Origin of the sequence: Pseudomonas syringae group sp. J254-4 (assembly GCF_032586855.1) — a bacterium.
Taxonomy (GTDB): Bacteria; Pseudomonadota; Gammaproteobacteria; order Pseudomonadales; family Pseudomonadaceae; genus Aquipseudomonas; species Aquipseudomonas amygdali.
The window spans coordinates 16,300-33,498 of sequence record NZ_JAWHOO010000010.1 but is presented as its reverse complement, the minus strand read 5'-3'; the positions used below and the strand labels follow the sequence as shown (position 1 = coordinate 33,498).

Annotated in this window: 13 protein-coding genes, 1 tRNA gene and 3 pseudogenes; 9 read left to right on the top strand and 8 right to left on the bottom strand. The window is 59.1% G+C overall.

Annotated elements, in window-relative coordinates; translation table 11 throughout:
* Window positions 1-5: 5 nt before the first annotated feature.
* Window positions 6-920 (bottom strand): GGDEF domain-containing protein, encoded by a 915-nt coding sequence (locus tag RYB09_RS13875; protein ID WP_054072615.1) that lies wholly within the window; start codon window positions 918-920, stop codon window positions 6-8.
* Window positions 921-1,695: 775 nt separating this feature from the next.
* Between RYB09_RS13875 and RYB09_RS13870 the strand changes: the two genes are divergently transcribed.
* Genes RYB09_RS13870 through RYB09_RS13850 form a run of 5 tightly spaced genes read left to right on the top strand, consistent with a single transcriptional unit; the run spans window position 1,696 to window position 8,245 of the window.
* Window positions 1,696-4,212, top strand: coding sequence for a TonB-dependent receptor (locus tag RYB09_RS13870; protein WP_316888953.1), 2,517 nt, complete (start codon window positions 1,696-1,698; stop codon window positions 4,210-4,212).
* A gap of 37 nt (window positions 4,213-4,249) precedes the next feature.
* Window positions 4,250-6,178: a phytase gene (locus RYB09_RS13865; RefSeq protein ID WP_122258107.1), complete on the top strand. Its 1,929-nt coding sequence runs from the start codon at window positions 4,250-4,252 to the stop codon at window positions 6,176-6,178.
* A gap of 55 nt (window positions 6,179-6,233) precedes the next feature.
* Window positions 6,234-6,944: a protein TolQ gene (tolQ, locus tag RYB09_RS13860; protein ID WP_122258106.1), complete on the top strand. Its 711-nt coding sequence runs from the start codon at window positions 6,234-6,236 to the stop codon at window positions 6,942-6,944.
* A 9-nt stretch (window positions 6,945-6,953) separates the two neighbouring features.
* On the top strand, window positions 6,954-7,400 hold the full coding sequence (tolR, locus tag RYB09_RS13855) for a protein TolR (protein WP_057407804.1): 447 nt from the start codon (window positions 6,954-6,956) through the stop codon (window positions 7,398-7,400).
* Window positions 7,397-8,245 (top strand): energy transducer TonB, encoded by an 849-nt coding sequence (locus tag RYB09_RS13850; protein WP_122258105.1) that lies wholly within the window; start codon window positions 7,397-7,399, stop codon window positions 8,243-8,245. Before tolR ends, RYB09_RS13850 begins: the two co-directional genes overlap by 4 nt.
* Window positions 8,246-8,286: 41 nt before the next feature.
* Here RYB09_RS13850 and RYB09_RS27230 read toward each other — a convergent pair.
* Window positions 8,287-8,862: pseudogene (locus tag RYB09_RS27230) on the bottom strand (methyl-accepting chemotaxis protein); the annotation flags it as partial.
* A 285-nt stretch (window positions 8,863-9,147) separates the two neighbouring features.
* Window positions 9,148-10,017, bottom strand: a pseudogene (locus RYB09_RS27225) (cache and HAMP domain-containing protein); the annotation flags it as partial.
* 512 nt (window positions 10,018-10,529) lie between these two features.
* Here RYB09_RS27225 and RYB09_RS13840 point away from each other — a divergent pair.
* Window positions 10,530-10,605: transfer RNA gene (locus tag RYB09_RS13840), tRNA-Asn, on the top strand.
* Window positions 10,606-10,772: 167 nt separating this feature from the next.
* Here RYB09_RS13840 and RYB09_RS13835 read toward each other — a convergent pair.
* Window positions 10,773-11,813, bottom strand: coding sequence for a GlxA family transcriptional regulator (locus RYB09_RS13835; RefSeq protein WP_003435886.1), 1,041 nt, complete (start codon window positions 11,811-11,813; stop codon window positions 10,773-10,775).
* A gap of 122 nt (window positions 11,814-11,935) precedes the next feature.
* Between RYB09_RS13835 and RYB09_RS13830 the strand changes: the two genes are divergently transcribed.
* From RYB09_RS13830 to RYB09_RS13820, 3 genes are read left to right on the top strand one after another with little or no spacing between them, the layout of a single operon-like run.
* Window positions 11,936-12,772 (top strand): alpha/beta hydrolase, encoded by an 837-nt coding sequence (locus tag RYB09_RS13830; protein ID WP_219169329.1) that lies wholly within the window; start codon window positions 11,936-11,938, stop codon window positions 12,770-12,772.
* A gap of 55 nt (window positions 12,773-12,827) precedes the next feature.
* A complete protein-coding gene (locus RYB09_RS13825; protein ID WP_003371994.1) occupies window positions 12,828-13,460 on the top strand; it encodes an FMN-dependent NADH-azoreductase in 633 nt (210 codons plus the stop codon).
* A 26-nt stretch (window positions 13,461-13,486) separates the two neighbouring features.
* Window positions 13,487-13,804, top strand: a complete 318-nt coding sequence (locus tag RYB09_RS13820) for a YciI family protein (protein WP_003435885.1) — start codon at window positions 13,487-13,489, stop codon at window positions 13,802-13,804.
* A 137-nt stretch (window positions 13,805-13,941) separates the two neighbouring features.
* Here the strand turns inward: RYB09_RS13820 and RYB09_RS13815 are convergent.
* The 4 genes and pseudogenes from RYB09_RS13815 to RYB09_RS13800 all read right to left on the bottom strand — a co-directional run.
* Window positions 13,942-14,628 (bottom strand): annotated as a pseudogene (locus tag RYB09_RS13815) (alpha/beta hydrolase); the annotation flags it as partial.
* Between the two features lie 2 nt (window positions 14,629-14,630).
* On the bottom strand, window positions 14,631-15,293 hold the full coding sequence (locus RYB09_RS13810) for a carboxymuconolactone decarboxylase family protein (protein ID WP_122258102.1): 663 nt from the start codon (window positions 15,291-15,293) through the stop codon (window positions 14,631-14,633).
* A 125-nt stretch (window positions 15,294-15,418) separates the two neighbouring features.
* Window positions 15,419-15,898, bottom strand: coding sequence for a cupin domain-containing protein (locus tag RYB09_RS13805; RefSeq protein WP_058401860.1), 480 nt, complete (start codon window positions 15,896-15,898; stop codon window positions 15,419-15,421).
* 65 nt (window positions 15,899-15,963) lie between these two features.
* Window positions 15,964-16,899, bottom strand: a complete 936-nt coding sequence (locus tag RYB09_RS13800) for an aldo/keto reductase (protein ID WP_058401861.1) — start codon at window positions 16,897-16,899, stop codon at window positions 15,964-15,966.
* Window positions 16,900-17,199: the final 300 nt, after the last annotated feature.

The window sequence follows — 17,199 nt, the reverse complement described above, 5'->3', positions numbered from 1 at the left end:
GTCGCTCAGGCAGTACGGGTCAGGGGACGTCGGGCGCGGGCCAGCGACAGGTTGAGGCGACGCAGCAGGTTGTCCGGCGTTTCATTGAGGGCCATGACCACCGCCACGCTGGCCGACAGTTGAATGCGTTCACCCTGTTGCCGGGTCTTGTGCGCCAGGCTGGCAACCGCCTGCTGCAGCTCCAGCGCCAGCAGTTTCGCCTGACTCTCTCCGGTATTGGGCAACAACACCACAAAGCGGTCGCCCGCCAGACGGCAGAGCAGGTCCTGGCGGCGCAGGTTGAGTACCAGCAGATGGCTGAGCGCGGATAAAACCTCATCGCCCTCGGCATGACCGAATGCGTTATTGATCGCGCTGAAGTCATCCACGTCCACTACCAGCAGCGACAACGGTTGCTGCTGGCAGAGGCTCTGTTCCAGGCTGACGACCAGTTGGCGTTTCAAATAGTCGGCACTGCCCAGCGGGGTGAGCTTGTCGTACAGACGATGCTCACGAAAGCCACGCTCGCGCTTTTCCATCTGCGCACTGATCGCCAGTTGCTCGCGATGCCAGTGGTAGATACCGAGGGTCAGCAGGATCAGGCCGATTGGCATCGGTCCGGATTCCAGCCAGTGTCCCCAATGGATCTGGCTGGGCAGGCGAATGAACTCGTCCAGCGCGTCGATCCACCACGAGAAGAACACACAGCTCAGGCCCGTCGACAGGTAATTGGTGACCCGACCGGCCGGCCGGCTCTTGAACACCAGAAACAGCCAGACCAGCGACAGCAGCGCAGAGCCGCCTTCGCCGACGATGTCGAGCCATTGCCATTCGCTGACCTGCTTGACGTTGCCAAATGCCAGAAAGGCCAACAGGCCCAGATTGGAGGCGACCATCAGCGCAGCGAGTTTCCAGCGATGGGGTTGGATGATCCTGAACATGAAAAGACGGCTCCCGAGCTGCTGGTTATCGGCCAGCAGAACAGATGTACATGACACTTCGGTGACGGGTAACGCGGACCGCGAAAGGTCGAATCAGCTCACGTGTGTTGCAGGTTTTTTCTACGCGCCTGACCGCCACCCCGGCTGGTTCGCCTGCCGAATGCATGCGGTTCGTGACGCTTTGCGTCACAAGTCTCCGGAGCAGCACAATGGCATGCAGCGTCTGCAGGAGGTCGATCACGGTGGCACTGGCGACGCAGATTGCGACGTAAGTGACGGCTGAGTCCTGGCGCTGATCCGGGGGTAGCCTGGCAGGACGCCAGGCTAGCCGCACCGGGCCATGGATGGCACGTTGCGGCGACCCCCGGATCAGTGACAGGGCGAAGGAACCCGACGAAGTCGGGCCGGAAACAGGAGCGAGGGGGTTTGGTTACTTTGGCCCGTCAAAGTAACTCGCCGAGGGGCGAAAAGGTGACCTGAGTCGAACCTCAATCCACCTGATGTCGCAGAACCGCTGTGTGACGCAGAGCGTCACGAAGTGCATTCCAACGCGGAGCGTTGGAACGAGAGTCATATGCACATCGGCTTTTGATTCCGCCCAGCCCCGCCTGAAAGTCAAATCAGCTCATTTACTTGCCCAGTCCCCCTAAAACCCCGTGTTTTCAGCCCCTGCGCCCGTTACCTGTCACAGAACCGTCACTGCGCGACTCTAGCTTGCGCCTCCAGTTGCCGGGTCATTTGCCTGGCCTGTCGGGATTATGGGGGAGGACTTAACATGCACAGGCGTCGCAGCAGGGCTCAACTGGTCGGCTTCACACTCAGCGCGCTGGCATTTGCCATTGCCAGCGAACGTTTGCAGGCGGCCGAAGCCGATACCACCGAGCATGTGCAAGTGGTCGGGCAGGCGGCGAGTATCGACAACGCGCTCAAGGAGCAACGCAGCTCCGACAGTATCAAGAGCGTGGTGCATGCCGACGGCGTTGCACAGTTACCGGACCAGAACGTCGCCGAAGCAGTGCAACGCATGCCGGGCGTCAGCGTCGAGCGCGATCAGGGCGAGGGGCGCTTTGTCACCGTCAGGGGACTGGCGCCTGACCTCAACAGCGTGACCATCAACGGCACGCTGGTGCCTGCCCCGGAAAGTGGCCGACGCGCCGTGGCGCTGGATGTGCTGCCTGCCGAACTTGTGCAGTCACTGTCAGTGATCAAAACCCTGACCCCGGACATGGACGCCAACTCGCTGGGCGGTACAGTCGATGTCGAAAGCCTCTCTGCCTTCGACCACAAAGGGCTGTTCTACACCGGCAGCAGCGAAGCCAGCTACGACAAGAACACCCACCAGACCAGCCCCAAGGTTTCCGGCGCGGCGAGCAATCGTTTCAGCCTTGGCGACGGCATCGACAACTTCGGTGTGGCGGCAGCACTGAGCTGGCAGAAGCGTGATTTCGGCTCCGACAACGTCGAGACCGGCGGAGACTGGGACGGCTCGCGTCTGCAATCGTTTGAACAACGCGATTACGACATCAGCCGCGAGCGCACTGGGGGTGGTCTTAACTTCGATTACAAACCCGATGACCTCAGCAAATACTACCTGCGCACCCTGTACAGCCGTTTCAAGGATGATGAGGTGCGCACCACCAACGGTTTCGAATTTGCCAATGCCCAGAGTGCAGGGCAGACCGGCGATGCCGAGGGCACACGCAAGCTCAAGGCGCGCACCGAAACCCAGGAAATCCAGTCCTACGTGTTCGGTGGCGAGCGTATGGTCGGCCTGTGGACGCTCAGCGGCCAAGCCGGTTACAGCGAGTCCAGTGAAGACAGCCCCAGCCATATCGCCGGGGCCACATTCGTGGGTAACGATGATTTTGCCGACACCGGTTTCTACGACCGCGACAAGCCAAGGCCCATCGTCGATCCCTCGTTCTACGACAATTCGAACTTTACCCTCGACAAGGTCGACCGGGAAAAGCAGTACACCAAAGACACCGAGAAGAACGCGCGCCTCGACCTCGCCCGCGATTACGACTTCAAAGGCTATGCCTCGCAGTTCAAGTTTGGCGGCAAGGTCAGCCGACGCGACAAAAGCAACGATCTGGAAGTCTGGAAATACGAAGATTTCGATGACCAGGGTATCAGCGACCAACAACTCAACCTGACACAGTTTCAGAAAGGCACCATCGACTATCGACTGGGCAATTTCGGCAGCGGCATCAGCCCCACTGCGATCAAGGGCCTGATCGGCGGCCTGAACGCTGATAATGCCTACGACGAGGCTGAAAGCCGCGCCAATGACTTCAAGATCAACGAAGACATCAATGCCGGTTATTTCATGAATACCCTGGATGTCGATAAGTGGCGCTTCATCGCCGGCCTGCGTTACGAAGGCACGGAAATGGACGCCAAGGGCACCGGTGTGCGTGATGGCGCGTTCGAGTCCAGTACCACCAACCGCCGCTATCACCACTGGTTACCGGGTTTGCATGCCCGTTATCAGATCGACAAGAGCACCCAGTTGCGCGCCGCCTGGACCAAAACCGTGGTGCGCCCGACGTTCGGGCAACTGGCGCCGGGCTTTGTGATCGACGATGACGAAGCCTCTTTCGGTAACCCGAATCTGAAGCCGCTGGAGTCGAGCAACCTTGACCTGGGCATCGAACACTTCATGGGCCGAGCGGGGACGGTGTCGGCGTTCGTGTTCTACAAGGACATCCAGAATTTCGTCTACAACACCGACCTGGCGGGCACCGGGCAGTGGGCGAACTTCTCCGAAGCCAACACCTACGCCAACGGCGACAAGGCCAAGCTCTACGGCCTGGAACTGGCCTACTCGCAGAAGCTCGACTGGCTGCCATCGCCATGGAACGGTCTGCTGCTGGGCGCCAACGCCACGCTGAGCCGTTCCGACGCCAGCATCAACGGTTTCGACCAGAGCACCGGCACCAATCGCAAGCGCGACATCGACCTGCCCAGTCAGTCAAAAACCGTCGGCAACGTCATGCTCGGCTGGGAGAACGACAAGCTGAGTCTGCGTCTGTCCGCCAACTACAAATCGGCCTATCTCTACGAGTTGGCGTCGATCGGCGACAAGGACCACGACCAGTACGTGGATGCGCAGACTTTCGTCGATTTCAGCGCCCGCTATTCACTGACCAAGAACCTCAAGGTCAGCTTCGAGGCGCAGAACCTCACCGATCAGCCGTATTTCGTCTACAGCGGTCATCGCGCCTACAACGGCCAGTACGAAGAATACGGCCCGACCTACAAAGTCGGCCTGACCTTCACTCACTTCTGATCGACCTGACGCGCTCATTCAAAGGATTCAACCGTTCATGATCATTTCGTTATCACCCAAGCCAGCGTGCCTGGCGCTACTGCTTTGTCTTGCGGCCGGGGCTGCGCACGCTTCGCCGCCGATGGACCTGAACCTGACACGCTGGGCTGAAAATGCTTCGTTCAAGGCTCAATCGGCGAGCTTTCTGCCGGGCAGTGACGGCACCCGCCGCCTGGCCGCGAGCGTCAAGGCCGGTCTGTTGCTGCTGGATGAGCAGGGCCGCGAGCTGGCGAAAATGCCGGGGTCGTTCCAAGGGCTCGACAGCCGTACTACAGGCTCAAGTGTGCTCATTGCAACGCTGGATAATGCCCGCCAGCAGGCCATGCTGACCCAGCTCGATCCGACCGGAGCACACTGGTCAAAGCCGGTTTATCTGCCCGCACGCGATTATTCAGTGGCCGGTCTGTGCCTGTACCGCGATGACGCCAGCAACCTGTTTGTGTTTCTGGTGGGCGAGGAGGGCAAGGGCGAACAATGGCTGATTGGCGCAGATAACCAACTGAACGACGCGCCACGCCTGGTGCGTAACCTGCCGCTACCACCCAAAGCCGAGTTTTGTCAGGTTGACGACGCTGCGCACAGGTTGTTCGTCAATGAACAAAACATCGGTTGGTGGGCCTACCCGGCGCACCCCGAGGCCGATGTCGCGCGTCAGCCTGTGGCCCTGCGCGAACCGTTTGGCGAGTTGAAACAGGCGGCGGGGGCAATGGCCATTGTTCCGGGCGGCTTGCTGGCGCTGGACCCGAAAGGCAAGGCATTGCATCTCTATCAGCAGCAGGAATCGCTGGAGAGCTGGACGCCGGTGGCCGATCTGTCGCTGATGAGCTTGAAAAAGCCGGAAGGGCTTTCTGTGCGTGAGGGCAAGAACAGCTTGCAGGTGTTGCTTAACGACAATGACGGCGAGCGCCTGTATCAGGGTGAACTGAACTGGTCGCCCAAACCGGTGACTGTCGCCAAGCCGTTGCCGACTGTCATGGCGGCGAGTCAGAGCCAGCCGGTCGGGCGTCAGGGTGACGCCGCCGACGACCCGGCCATTTGGGTCCACCCGAAAAATCCGGCGCTCAGCCGCGTGCTGGGCACCAACAAAAAACAGGGCCTGCTGGCTTATGACCTGAGTGGCAAGCAGTTGCAGGAGTTGCCGGTAGGCCGCCTGAACAACGTCGACATACGCCCAGGCTTCATGCTCGGCAAGAAAAGCGTCGATCTGGCGGTGGCCAGTAACCGGGATCACAACAGCCTGAGCCTGTTCAGCATCGACCGGGCCAGCGGCGTCATTCGTGAAGCGGGAGAGATCCCCACGCCATTGGCGGAAATCTATGGCGTCTGCCTGTTCAAACCTGCCAGTGGCGAGCTGTACGCCTTCGCCAACGGTAAAGACGGCAGCTTTCTCCAGTATCGGCTCAGCGCGTCCGACGGTAAGGCAAAAGGCGAGCTGGTACGCCGCTTCAAGGTCGACACCCAGCCGGAAGGCTGCGTGGCCGATGACCAGCGTCAGCGCTTGTTTCTCGGTGAAGAGGACGTTGGCGTCTGGGAAGTCGATGCGCGGGCGGATCAGCCTGCGACGCTTTCCAGTGTGATCAAGGTGGGCGAGGCGGTGCATGCCGATGTCGAGGGGCTGGCGCTGTATCAGAGTGACAAGCACGACTATCTGGTGATCTCCAGTCAGGGCAACGACAGCTACGTGGTGGTCGATGCCGAGCCGCCTTACGCACTGCGCGGCGCTTTTCGGGTCGGTCTCAACGCGAACGCGGGGATTGACGGTACCTCGGAAACCGACGGCATCGAAGTGACCTCCATGAACCTCGGCGGACCCTGGAGCAAAGGCATGCTGGTGGTTCAGGACGGGCGCAAACGCATGCCCGAGCAGGCGCAGAACTTCAAGTTCGTGCCGTGGGCCGAGGTGATGAAAACCTTGAAGCTGCCGTAAGTCGTTTGTCATCAAGCGGTGCTAATCATTCGTTCCATTACAGAGGACTACCACGATGCACGCCACCCTCGAACACATGACCATCTTGGGCCTGATCAGCGATGCCAGCCTGCTGGTCAAGGCCGTGATGCTGATTTTGTTGCTCGCTTCGCTGGTCAGCTGGTACCTGATCATTCAGCGCAGTCTTGCGCTGGGCCATTACGAGCGGACACTGGATGCGTTTCAGCAGCGCTTTCGCGGTGAGGCAGAGCTGTCACCGCTGTACGCCGAGAGCCGTTCGGCTCAAGAGGGCGCTGACGGTATCGAGCGCGTCTTCAACGCCGGTTATGCCGAGTACGTGCAACTCAAGCCACGTCCCGGCATCGAGCCTGACGTGGTGCTGTCAGGCGTCGAACGCGCATTGCAGGTCGCGATCAGCGAGCAGGAGCTGCAACTGGAAAAAGGCCTGCAGTTTCTCGCTACGGTCGGCTCGGTCAGCCCCTACATCGGCCTGTTCGGCACGGTCTGGGGGATCATGAATTCCTTCATCGGCCTGTCTCAAGTGCAGCAGGCCACACTGTCGACGGTCGCGCCGGGTATTGCCGAAGCCTTGATTGCCACGGCCATCGGCCTGTTCGCCGCCATTCCTGCCGTTATCGCCTACAACCGCTTTGCCGCGCGTGGCCAGACGCTCACGGCCCGCTACTACAGCTTCGGCAATGAACTGCAGGTGCGCCTGAACCGCACCTTGCAAGGCCTGACCCGCAACATGGCCGCTGCGGCCTGAGGACTTGTCATGCTGGTCAAACCGCAACGCAAACATGGCCCGAAAGCCGAAATGAATGTCGTGCCCTATATCGACGTGATGCTGGTGCTGCTGGTAATTTTCATGGTCACGGCACCGATGCTGACCCAAGGCGTGAAAATCGAGTTACCCAAAGTCGCCAGCGAAGCACTCGCCAGCGATACCCGGCAACGTATCGTGACCCTGTCCGTCAAGGCGCAGGGCGGCTACTACTGGAACCTGGGCGACACGGTCGATACTCAGGCGCAGACCGATCAGGCCGCGAGCCTTGAAGACATGCAGGAGCGCATTGCCCGACTGGTTGCCGAGCGCAAGGACACGCAAGTGTTCATCCGTGCTGATGACAAGGCTGATTATGGCCGGGTAGTCGCCGCCATGGCGGCGCTGCAACGCAGTGGTGTAACGCAGTTGGGCTTGGTGACCGAGGCCCCGCAATGAACACCCTGGCCCTCGATTACCACATGCCGCGCCGCGAATGGGTGAATGGGCCCTGGCTGCGCAGCAATGGCCTGGCCGCTGCCATCGCGCTGGCATTGCATGGCGCGCTGCTGGGCGGTCTTATGTTCGGCTGGAGCCCGCACGAAGCACCGCCCGCACAGACCAGAACCCTGACCACGCAATTAGTGATTTTGCCGCCAGCGCCTGAGCCGGTTCCAGTCGCCGCTGCGCCGGTTGTCGAGCCTGTTCAACTGCCGCCGCCTGCACCGGTCTCGCTGCCGATCACCCAGCCGGTGGAAGCTGCAAAACCGCAGGCAGAGCCGCAGCGCCAGGTCGAACAGGCGGCGTTGGCACGCAAGCGCGTTGACGAGCAAAAGCGCGAGCGTGAACAGCAACAGAGCGTTCAGCGCCTGCACGAAGCCGAGCAGCAAAAGCGCCAGGAACAGCAGCGGCTGGCCGAACAGCAACGTCAGCAGGTTGAGCAACAACGTCAGGCCGAACAGGCGCGTCAGTCTGCCGAGCGCGCCCGCCAGGCGCAGGCGCAGCAATCAGCACAACAGCAGGCCGCCGCTGACAGCAGCCAGTATCAGCCACTCAGCAAGGAGGCTCCAGACTATCCCGAACGGGCTCTCGACAAAGGCATCGAGGGTGATTGCACGGTTGTCTACGACGTGTCGCCGCAAGGCACGGTGGTCAACCCGCAAGTGCAGGGTGCGTGCCATCCACTGTTTATCCGTCCGTCACTGGCCGCAGCGCAAACTTTTCGTTATCAGCCACGGGTTGTCGAGGGCAGGGCGGTGAGCGTGTCCGGGGTGAAGAATACCTTCCACTACCGGATCAAATAGACAGCGGGCCTGACGCATGCCGCGACAGGCCCGCACATGTTTTAACTGACCTTGAAGCGCCGTACCAGCGCAATCAGGCGAGTGTTGGACTCGGAAAGGGCAGCGGTGCTGCGTTCGTTGCTGGAGCCGCCTTCGACCAGTTCTTCGACGATGTGGCGAACGGCAATGATGTTACGGCTGATTTCCTCGGACACCGCGCTTTGCTCCTCGGCCGCTGTGGCGATTTGCGTGCTCAGGTCGTTGATCTGCAGAACCGAGCGAGTCATGTCGTCCAGGCCGCTTGTTACGGCAGTGGTTTTGCCCGCCGTGGTCTGGCAACTCTGGCGGGTTTTTTCCATCGCGGCTACTGCGGCGCTGACGCCTTGTTGCAGGCTGCCGAGCATTTCGTTGATCTCCGACGTGCTGGCCTGGGTACGAGCGGCGAGGGCGCGCACCTCGTCGGCCACGACCGCGAAGCCACGGCCCTGTTCGCCGGCACGCGCTGCTTCAATGGCCGCGTTAAGCGCGAGCAGGTTGGTCTGCCCGGCGATTTCGCCAATCACCGCCAGCACCGCGTTGATGCGCTTGGCGTCCTGCTCCATTGACTGCACTTTGCTGGTGGCCGAATCGACCTCGCTGATCAGTGCATTCACGCTGTCAGAAGCGTCTGCAACAACGGTTTTCGATACCTGCGCGTTCTCGTTGGCCGACTGCGTGAAGCTTGCGGTCTGCGCCGCGCTGCGGGCCACTTCGTCCGCGGTGGAGGACATCTCGGTGATCGCAGTAACGGCCTGATCGGTTTCGTTGGCGTGACGGATCAGAATGGCATTGGTAACGCCCGCCTGACTGCGAAGTTGTTCGATACCGCTGGCAATCTCGCTGGTGGAACTGCTGACGTCGAGCATCATGCGTTGCAGGTAGGCAATGAAGTTGTTGACCGACTCACCCACCTGATCTACTTCATCGTGCCCTTTGACAGCAATGCGCCGGGTGAGATCGGCATCACCGGCCGACAGCGTGTCGATGTTGGTTTTGAGCACGCCCAGGCGGTTCATCAGCGTGCGCAACGCAACAATCATCAGCACCAGCAGCACCAGAACCATCGGGATCTGCAGCCAGGCCAGGGTCTTTAGGACGGTTTCGCTCTGGCTTTTCAGCAGATCGGTGTTTTGCGAAACGGCCAGCAACCAGGGCGTGCCCGTGACCGGGATCAGAAACAGCGTTGACTCCTCGCCATCGCTGTTCTGGTAGGTCAGACGCGAGGTGCCAGTACCTTTGGCGGCGAGTGCCGACTTGATGCCATTGATGAACGGTGATTGCGCCGCCAGTTCGGAGACATTGCGCAGCACGATCTTGTCGCTGCTGCCCGGTACGTTGGACAGAATCTTGCCATCGGCCTCGATGATCATGATCCGGCCATGGACTTCCTGCTCTTTGGCTTCAACCAGCTTGTTGAAGAAGCCCAGCGTCACGTCGATGGTCGACACGCCCCAAGGCTGTCCGTCTTTGGTAATGGCCATGGCGCAGTTGGTGCGCGGTTCCGGGCTGGCGGCATCCTGATAGGCGGGCGCCCAGGCGCATTGGCCAGCAGGGGAGTTCAAGCCGCCTTTGTGCCAGCCCTGTTCGAAATAGTTGAGCGACTCAGGCGAGTTCCAATGGGTGTTGACGATCAACTTGCCCGACGCATCGCGATGGTAAAAGGTGCTGTGCTTGGCACGACCGGGCGTGCGCACGTTCGGCAAAGGCCAGATCCCGCCGCCGAATACCTTGGCTTCGCCGTACTGGTTGACCATGAACGGCAGCAGGCGGTCGATATCGTCACTGGACAGCTGCGGCACCAGCTCGGTGATCACCCGCGCCTGCGCCTGTACGCGGGCCAACTCGGTCTTGATCTCATTGCTGATGTCTGCCGCCTTTGCGGTCAGCATGTTTTCATCGTTGGCGGTAAGCCTGGGGGACACGAACTGACCGATGCCATACACCGTCAGAACAATGACCAGCGCCATGAATCCTACGAAGGTTGCGGTGTAGCGAGCTTGTACTGTCTTGAGCGAGGCCATTTTTTTGTTATACCTGGTCCGTAGGAAAGGAATTACCTGACTCAGATGTCGACCGGGATAGATGTTTCTTGATGTGACAGAAGTGCCAACTTCAGTACGATCAGCTGTGTCTCGTGTCGCGTAAGGCACTAGAGGTACTCTCCCGTGGGTGCATCAGGAACAACCGATATCGCGTAAGCCGCACGCAGAAAATTTTTCAGCCCCTCGCTTGACTTCCTTTTCCTAATCAGTAACATAGCGCTCATTCCGCGATAGCTCAGTTGGTAGAGCAAGTGACTGTTAATCACTGGGTCCCTGGTTCGAGTCCAGGTCGTGGAGCCAGACAAGGTTTCAGAGAAGACTTTAAAAATCTTTGAAACACCGAAAACCCGCCTTCTGGCGGGTTTTTTCGTTTTGGCGCCGAGCGCTGGCAACGCGACAATTCATGGACTTGGCTGAGAAAACACCTTGAGTAGTTTTTAAATCGCCTCCAGTACCAGAAATGAATCTTACGTCTGCACCGAACGCGTCGTTGATCCGCTCGCATCGGAGGACTGCGCTTTAGACCTGCGCTTGTAATCCGCAGGCGTCATCCCGGTAAGTTGAATGAAAGCCCGTCGGAACGAGGTATCCTCGTTGTAGCCGCACTTGAGTGCCACTTGTTTAATGCTGGCTCCCGGTGTCTGGAGGAGGACGCAAGCCGTTTCTATCCTCACTCGGGTAATGAGCTCTTTAGGCGACTCATTGGTTAGTTTCTTGAATCGTCGATGCATTGTCCGCTCGCTCAGATTCAACATTTTGGCGAGCTCTTCAGCCGTCAGCCCGGGTCTGGCATGGCGAATGATTTGCTCGGTTTCCAGAAGCAGCGGATCAGCACTATTTATAAAACCGCGGGGTGCATAAACCAGTTGAGGCAGTGGCAAGCTGTCGGTCACAGAAATATCTGCGGTCAACCTGGCGACATCGGCACCGGCCAGGCACCTGATCACGTAGAGGGCTAGATCAATCCAGGACAACGGCCCTCCAGTGGTAATGATGCCGTCTTGCTGCTCCACCGCAGCGCCCCACACGGGCTGAGCCTTTGGAAATCGTTTTTTGAAAGCGTGATGCAGCCACCAGGTAGTGGTGCAACGTCTGTTGTCGAGCAGCCCAGCCTCTCCCAGAACAAACGTACCCGCGCACGCCCCACAGACCAGTACGCCTTGTTGGTGGTTCACTTTGAGCCAATCCGCCGCGCGTTTGAGGGAGTCGGACGTGGGCGGCAATTTATCCGGGCCCAAGGCCATGCCGGTAACGAGGACTGCATCAAAAGACCCCGCGGTGTAAAAGTCTGCATCAACGGGAATCAGTCTGCCCTGAGGATCGCGCAGCGCCTTGCCATCCGAACTGACGATGATCGTCTCAAATTCAACATCGATCTTGGCCCTCATTTCCGAAGCCAACCCGGGCGGTGGTGATTTCAGCGCCTGATTGGTCATCCAGAACAAATCAGCCAGCCCAGTGATGGCGGACATCAAGCTACCTTCCACAGCAACAATCGCAATGCGCATGGCAAATCCTGCTTTGGCAATCAAGTTGGCGAGTTTTGCATGAAGTGTGGCCTATTTGTTATCTAACAGTTCCAGTTGGGCCTGCTTAAGCTGTGCACAGTCATTTGCAACGGCGCTCCGACATGAAACTGCCGCTCCACACGAACTCCATGCGTCAAGAAGAGAAACGTCCCAGTCAACTGAGCTGGCTGAGCTGGCTGAGCCGGCTTGGCCTGGCCTTGGGTTTATCGCTGTTGTTCTCCAGTGGCCCGGCCATGGCTGCGTTGCCTAACGGCACTGTGCGCAACATCGTGCTGGTACATGGCGCATTTGCCGATGGCTCGAACTGGTCGTCGGTGATTAAGCAACTGACCGCCATGGGCTATTACGTCACCGCAGTGCAGAACCCGATGACCTCATTGCAAGATGACGTTTTGGCAACGCAGCGCGTGCTTCGCCGACAAAAAGGCGACGTGCTCCTGGTAGGGCACTCATGGGCTGGCACCGTGATAACACAGGCCGGTAACGCCTCCAATGTGAAGGGCCTGGTCTATCTCTCCGCTCTGGTGCCCGACAGCGGTGAATCAGCAGCGGGCCTCCTGCAGCGACTGAATGCACCTATGACTGGCCTGACACCCGATGAGGAGGGTTGGCTTTGGCTGGACGATCCCGCGCAGTTTCATCTCGTCATGGCGGCGGACTTGCCGATGAAAAAAGCGCAGTTGCTTGCATCAGTCCAACAGCCTATCGCAGCAGCCTGTTTCGCGGAGAAGATCCAGCACGCGGCGTGGCACGACAAGCCAAGCTGGTACTTGCAAACAACGGATGACAAGGCGCTTTTACCGTCGGTACAGCGGGCTATCGCGAAACAGATTGGAGCGCAGACCTTATCAATTCGATCCAGCCATCTGTCACTAGTTTCTCATCCCGATACGGTAGCCAAGTTCATTGATCACGCCGCCAGAGAAGCCGGACGATGAAAAGTGTTCACGGCTTTTTTGACAACAACCATTACTTATCTCAAGGGCCTCAAGCATGAAAATACTGCATATTGACTCAAGCATAATGGGCAGCAACTCCATAACCCGTGCACTTTCCTCGACCCTTGTTGCACACATTCAAGGCAGCCACCGCGAGGCTCATGTGAAGTACCGAGACCTGGTCGATGATGAGTTGAAGCATCTCACGGGTCCTATTGCAGCAGGGTTCCGGCAAACCGGGATCAATGATTTTCCGGAGGCCATTCTGCAGGAGCATCAACTGTCAGAAATCCTGGTTATGGAGTTCCTGGCGAGCGATGTGCTGGTTATCGGTGCTCCTATGTACAATTTCAGCGTATCGAGCCAGCTAAAGGCCTGGCTGGACAGGATCGCTCAGGTCGGACGAACTTTTAAATACACAGAACATGGCCCTGTAGGTTTGTCCGGCGGCAAACGCGTCATCGTGGTCTCGGCTCGTGGGGGATTCTACGCGGACGGACCACTGCAAAAAATGGACTTCCAGGAAAGCTATCTCAGGGCATTTTTTGGTTTTCTGGGAATTAGCGATGTCCACTTCATCCGCGCTGAGGGCGTTTCCAGAGGCCAACCAGTACGAGATCAGGGCGTTGAAAAAGCAACCGCTGCAATGTCCGCTGTCATTGCAGGGTTGTCAGTCCCTGCTCAATAACTCACCCAGTCTGGAGGCTTGATTTTATGCTATTTGCTATCAAACTTACTTACCTTCGTCCTGCTGAGGAAGTCAACGCTCATCTGGACGCCCACAAAGCGTGGCTGGTCAACTATATACAGTCCGGAACTGTACTGTTTGCCGGCCCTCTCGCCGATGGGAACGGGGGCTTCATCCTTGCGCACGGTGAACACATCGCGGACATTCAACGAATGGTCGCCGAAGATCCGTTCGATGTTCACCGGTTGGCGACTTTCGATATCCTGAGTTGTAATCCTGCAGTGCGCTCTGCCGATTTCGCAGCCCATTGGGCCAGCGGAGCCAAGTACATAGACCGTGTTTAGCGCGTTGTTTTTCGCATAAGCGTTTGTGATTTTTGGGTGCCTATACTTCTATTCAAGTCCAGCTCGTGGAGCCAGACAGTATTTCAACGCTGCCAGGCAATGCCATTGAACAAGAAAAAACCCGCCTTTATGGCGGGTTTTTCGTTCTTGATGACCGTCAGCCAGCCCGGGCCGCCCGCCTGGGAGTGAGTGAACAGAATGCCGGGGCCGATCTTGTCGAATATTGCCGATACCCCGTCAGAGATGACGTTCATATCGAATGGCCCGGTGTTTGGCGTCATGGCCCTGAAAAACTGCTCGCGTGTGCCGGGATCACGAGCAACCTGCACGCCATTGAAGTACTCGGGCCACAGGCCGATGCGGAACTGGTTGAACCAGAGTTGCTCGTCCGGTGTGGGTTTTAGTGTCGCTTCGACCATGCTGCGACCGGCGTCGCCGCGGCGCGGCTGATCGATCAGGTAGACGCCGAACCGGCGCCGCAGAAATATATTCTGAAAACCCTCACGGCCATCAGCGGTAGTTTCCCAGGTCCTGGAGAACTGACCTGCGCCGTGCCACATGACGATTGGCAGTTTTCGTGCGTTGACCGGCACTTGATAAAACACATAGGCATGATCCCCGTGGTAAGTCTGGCCATCGGGCTGCATGGGTTTGCGCGGGTTGAACGTGCCCGGTGCAGTGATCATCTCGCCACCGGCGGTAAAGCTGCCTTGTTTCTGGATCGCCAGTGGCGCGCTGTTGTTGCCCGGTTCGCTGGAACTCACCGCGCAGGCTGCCAGCATGCCCGCCATAGCAAGCGCCAGAAGGTTTCTTGCCATGTTCATGATCATTCCTTTGACGTTTCGAGTGCTTGTGTCAGCGCCTCGCGTGCGCGTCTGGCAATGGTTTCATCTGCCTGTTCGGCAAGTATGTTGGTCACTTCGCGCAACTGTGCAGCGCTTAAACCCACCCTCATGCTCGCCAGCATATGGGAACGCAACTGCGGCTCGGCACCCGGCGTTGCTGCCAGGGCGCCGACCGTGGTCAGCTCGCGGCTTTGCCAGTCGAGGTTGTCGCGCTCGAAGATGTCGCCGAACAGATGGGTTTGCAGGAACTGATTGATGACAGGGGCGAAGTCGAATAAAGGCCCTTTGACGGTGCCGCCGGAAATGCATGTCTGATTGGCTACTCCTGCCTCACGCAACGCCTCGCCTGTGGGGATCGCCCGGCCGGGTTCGTTTCCGGGTGCGTCCTGAATACCGCGCTGTTTGCGCGCCTCGACCGTTTGCATCAGTTCGCCCAGCGCATTGAGGCTGCGTGGAAACCCGGCATAGGCGTAGAGCTGAACCAGAATCTCCTTGGCCTCACTGATGGATAGGCCCGCGTCGAGCCCCTGATTCAGCGCCGAGTCAAGCTTTGGCATATCGTTGGTAGCCATGAACGCGGCGATCAATGGAATGGCTTGCTGCTTGCCAGACAGCGTGCCAGCCGGTGGCGTCGTGTTTGTCATGGCAGGCGCTGGCGCATGCTCCTGAGCGACGGCGGCCGTTACATTGCCCAACCCGAGGCACGCTGCCAGCAAGGCAGCCAGAGGCCGGGATCTGCGATGAACTACTGAGCCGAAAAGCGACGGTGTCATTGGCGCATGCCCTCGTATTCTGCGTCGGAGACCTTTTCGGCCCATGTAACAGCTTTACCTTCCAAAGCTTCTGCCAGCGCGATATGCGTCATCCCGTTGGTGGCCGTCGCTCCGTGCCAGTGGCGTACCGACGGTGGGATCCAGACGATGTCCCCGGGACGTATTTCCTGACGAGGCCCACTTTCTTTTTGCACATAGCCGACACCGGCAACCACGATGAGCGTTTGCCCGAGCGGATGGGTGTGCCAGGCAGTGTGTGCGCCAAGTTCGAAGGTCACGGTGCCACCGCCAATGCGGGCTGGACTGTCTGCCTTGAACAGGCTGTCAACACGCACTGCGCCGGTAAAGTTTTCGGCGCTGCCTTGAATGGAAGGCTGCGTGCCTGCACGGGTAATGCGGATGTCCGCGGACTGCTCGGCATGCGCCACTCCAGTGACCAACGAGAAGACGACAGGCAGAGCAATCAGGGTTTTCATCGGAATAATTCCTGACAGGGAAGGGACGCTGCTGCGCATCGGCAGCAGCCTTGATCAATGTGCGGTCACAGACCGGTCATCTTCAGCGCCGCTTCGGGCAGGCGATCACCGAGCAGAGCGATGCGGTCTGTCTGCTCGTGAATCATGTGCAGGTCCTCCGCAGTCAGTTCCAGCTCGACGGCCCCGAGGTTTTCATCAAGACGGTGTTGTTTCGTGGTGCCGGGTATCGGTACGATCCAGGGCTTTTGGGCCAGCAGCCAGGCCAGCGCCACTTGCGCAGGCGTAGCGTTCTTGCGCTGGGCAACCGCCTTGACGACGTCGACCAGCGCCATGTTGGCCTTGCGTGCGTCCTGGGAAAAGCGCGGTACGACGCTGCGAAAGTCCGAGGCATCGAACTGCGTGTGCTCGTCGATCTTTCCGGTCAGGAACCCCGCACCCAGTGGGCTGAACGGCACGAAGCCGATCCCGAGTGCTTCAAGCCCAGGCAGAAGGTCCTGCTCGGGACCACGCCAGAACAGCGAGTATTCGCTCTGCACGGCTGTCACCGGCTGCACCGCATGGGCGCGGCGAACGGTATCGATACTCGCCTCGGACAGGCCAAAGTGCTTGACCTTGCCCTCGGCAATCAGGTCTTTGACGGTGCCTGCGACATCTTCGATGGGGACGGCGGGGTCGACGCGGTGCTGGTAGAAAAGATCAATGCGGTCAGTGCGCAGGCGCTTCAACGTCGCTTCGGCAACGGCGCGAATATGCTCCGGGCGACTGTTCGTGCCCGCGCCTCTGGCACCGCTGATCAGGTCGATGTCGAAGCCGAATTTGGTGGCGACGACCACGTGATCACGAATCGGCTGCAAGGCTTCGCCCAGTAGCTCTTCGTTGCTGAACGGGCCGTAGGCTTCCGCGGTATCGAAGAAGTTGACCCCACGCTCGTGCGCGCTGCGGATCAGGCTGATCATGGCCTGCCGGTCGGCGGCCGGGCCGTAGGCCGAGGTCATGCTCATGCAGCCAAGGCCCAGCGCCGATACCTGAAGAGAACTGTTGCCTAAATTGCGTTTTTGCGTCGTGTGCCTCCCGTGGAGCGAACCAGCACAGCTCGCGGGCGAAAAAACATGAATGGGCTGTTCTCAGTGACGATTGCACTGCAGCAACATCGGTCGAGAGGAAGTTATGCGAGGGAAGGCTGAGGTACTAGACGGGTAAATCGGCAAGGGTATATGAGGAAGACTAATTAATCGGCTGCTGAACGAGTTTCGAGCAGATTTTCGCGCCAATGCGCAGCATGGGCGCGATAGTCAACAGGA

Excerpts from the sequence above, each read along its gene's own strand:
- RYB09_RS13805 (WP_058401860.1), bottom strand. The coding sequence starts at position 15,898 with ATGAAAACCCTGATTGCTCTGCCTGTCGTCTTCTCGTTGGTCACTGGA.
- RYB09_RS13835 (WP_003435886.1), bottom strand. The coding sequence starts at position 11,813 with ATGCGCATTGCGATTGTTGCTGTGGAAGGTAGCTTGATGTCCGCCATC.
- RYB09_RS13830 (WP_219169329.1), top strand. The coding sequence starts at position 11,936 with ATGAAACTGCCGCTCCACACGAACTCCATGCGTCAAGAAGAGAAACGT.
- RYB09_RS13875 (WP_054072615.1), bottom strand. The coding sequence starts at position 920 with ATGTTCAGGATCATCCAACCCCATCGCTGGAAACTCGCTGCGCTGATG.
- RYB09_RS13865 (WP_122258107.1), top strand. The coding sequence starts at position 4,250 with ATGATCATTTCGTTATCACCCAAGCCAGCGTGCCTGGCGCTACTGCTT.
- RYB09_RS13825 (WP_003371994.1), top strand. The coding sequence starts at position 12,828 with ATGAAAATACTGCATATTGACTCAAGCATAATGGGCAGCAACTCCATA.
- RYB09_RS13870 (WP_316888953.1), top strand. The coding sequence starts at position 1,696 with ATGCACAGGCGTCGCAGCAGGGCTCAACTGGTCGGCTTCACACTCAGC.
- RYB09_RS13810 (WP_122258102.1), bottom strand. The coding sequence starts at position 15,293 with ATGACAAACACGACGCCACCGGCTGGCACGCTGTCTGGCAAGCAGCAA.
- tolR (WP_057407804.1), top strand. The coding sequence starts at position 6,954 with ATGCTGGTCAAACCGCAACGCAAACATGGCCCGAAAGCCGAAATGAAT.
- RYB09_RS13800 (WP_058401861.1), bottom strand. The coding sequence starts at position 16,899 with ATGAGCATGACCTCGGCCTACGGCCCGGCCGCCGACCGGCAGGCCATG.
- tolQ (WP_122258106.1), top strand. The coding sequence starts at position 6,234 with ATGCACGCCACCCTCGAACACATGACCATCTTGGGCCTGATCAGCGAT.
- RYB09_RS13850 (WP_122258105.1), top strand. The coding sequence starts at position 7,397 with ATGAACACCCTGGCCCTCGATTACCACATGCCGCGCCGCGAATGGGTG.
- RYB09_RS13820 (WP_003435885.1), top strand. The coding sequence starts at position 13,487 with ATGCTATTTGCTATCAAACTTACTTACCTTCGTCCTGCTGAGGAAGTC.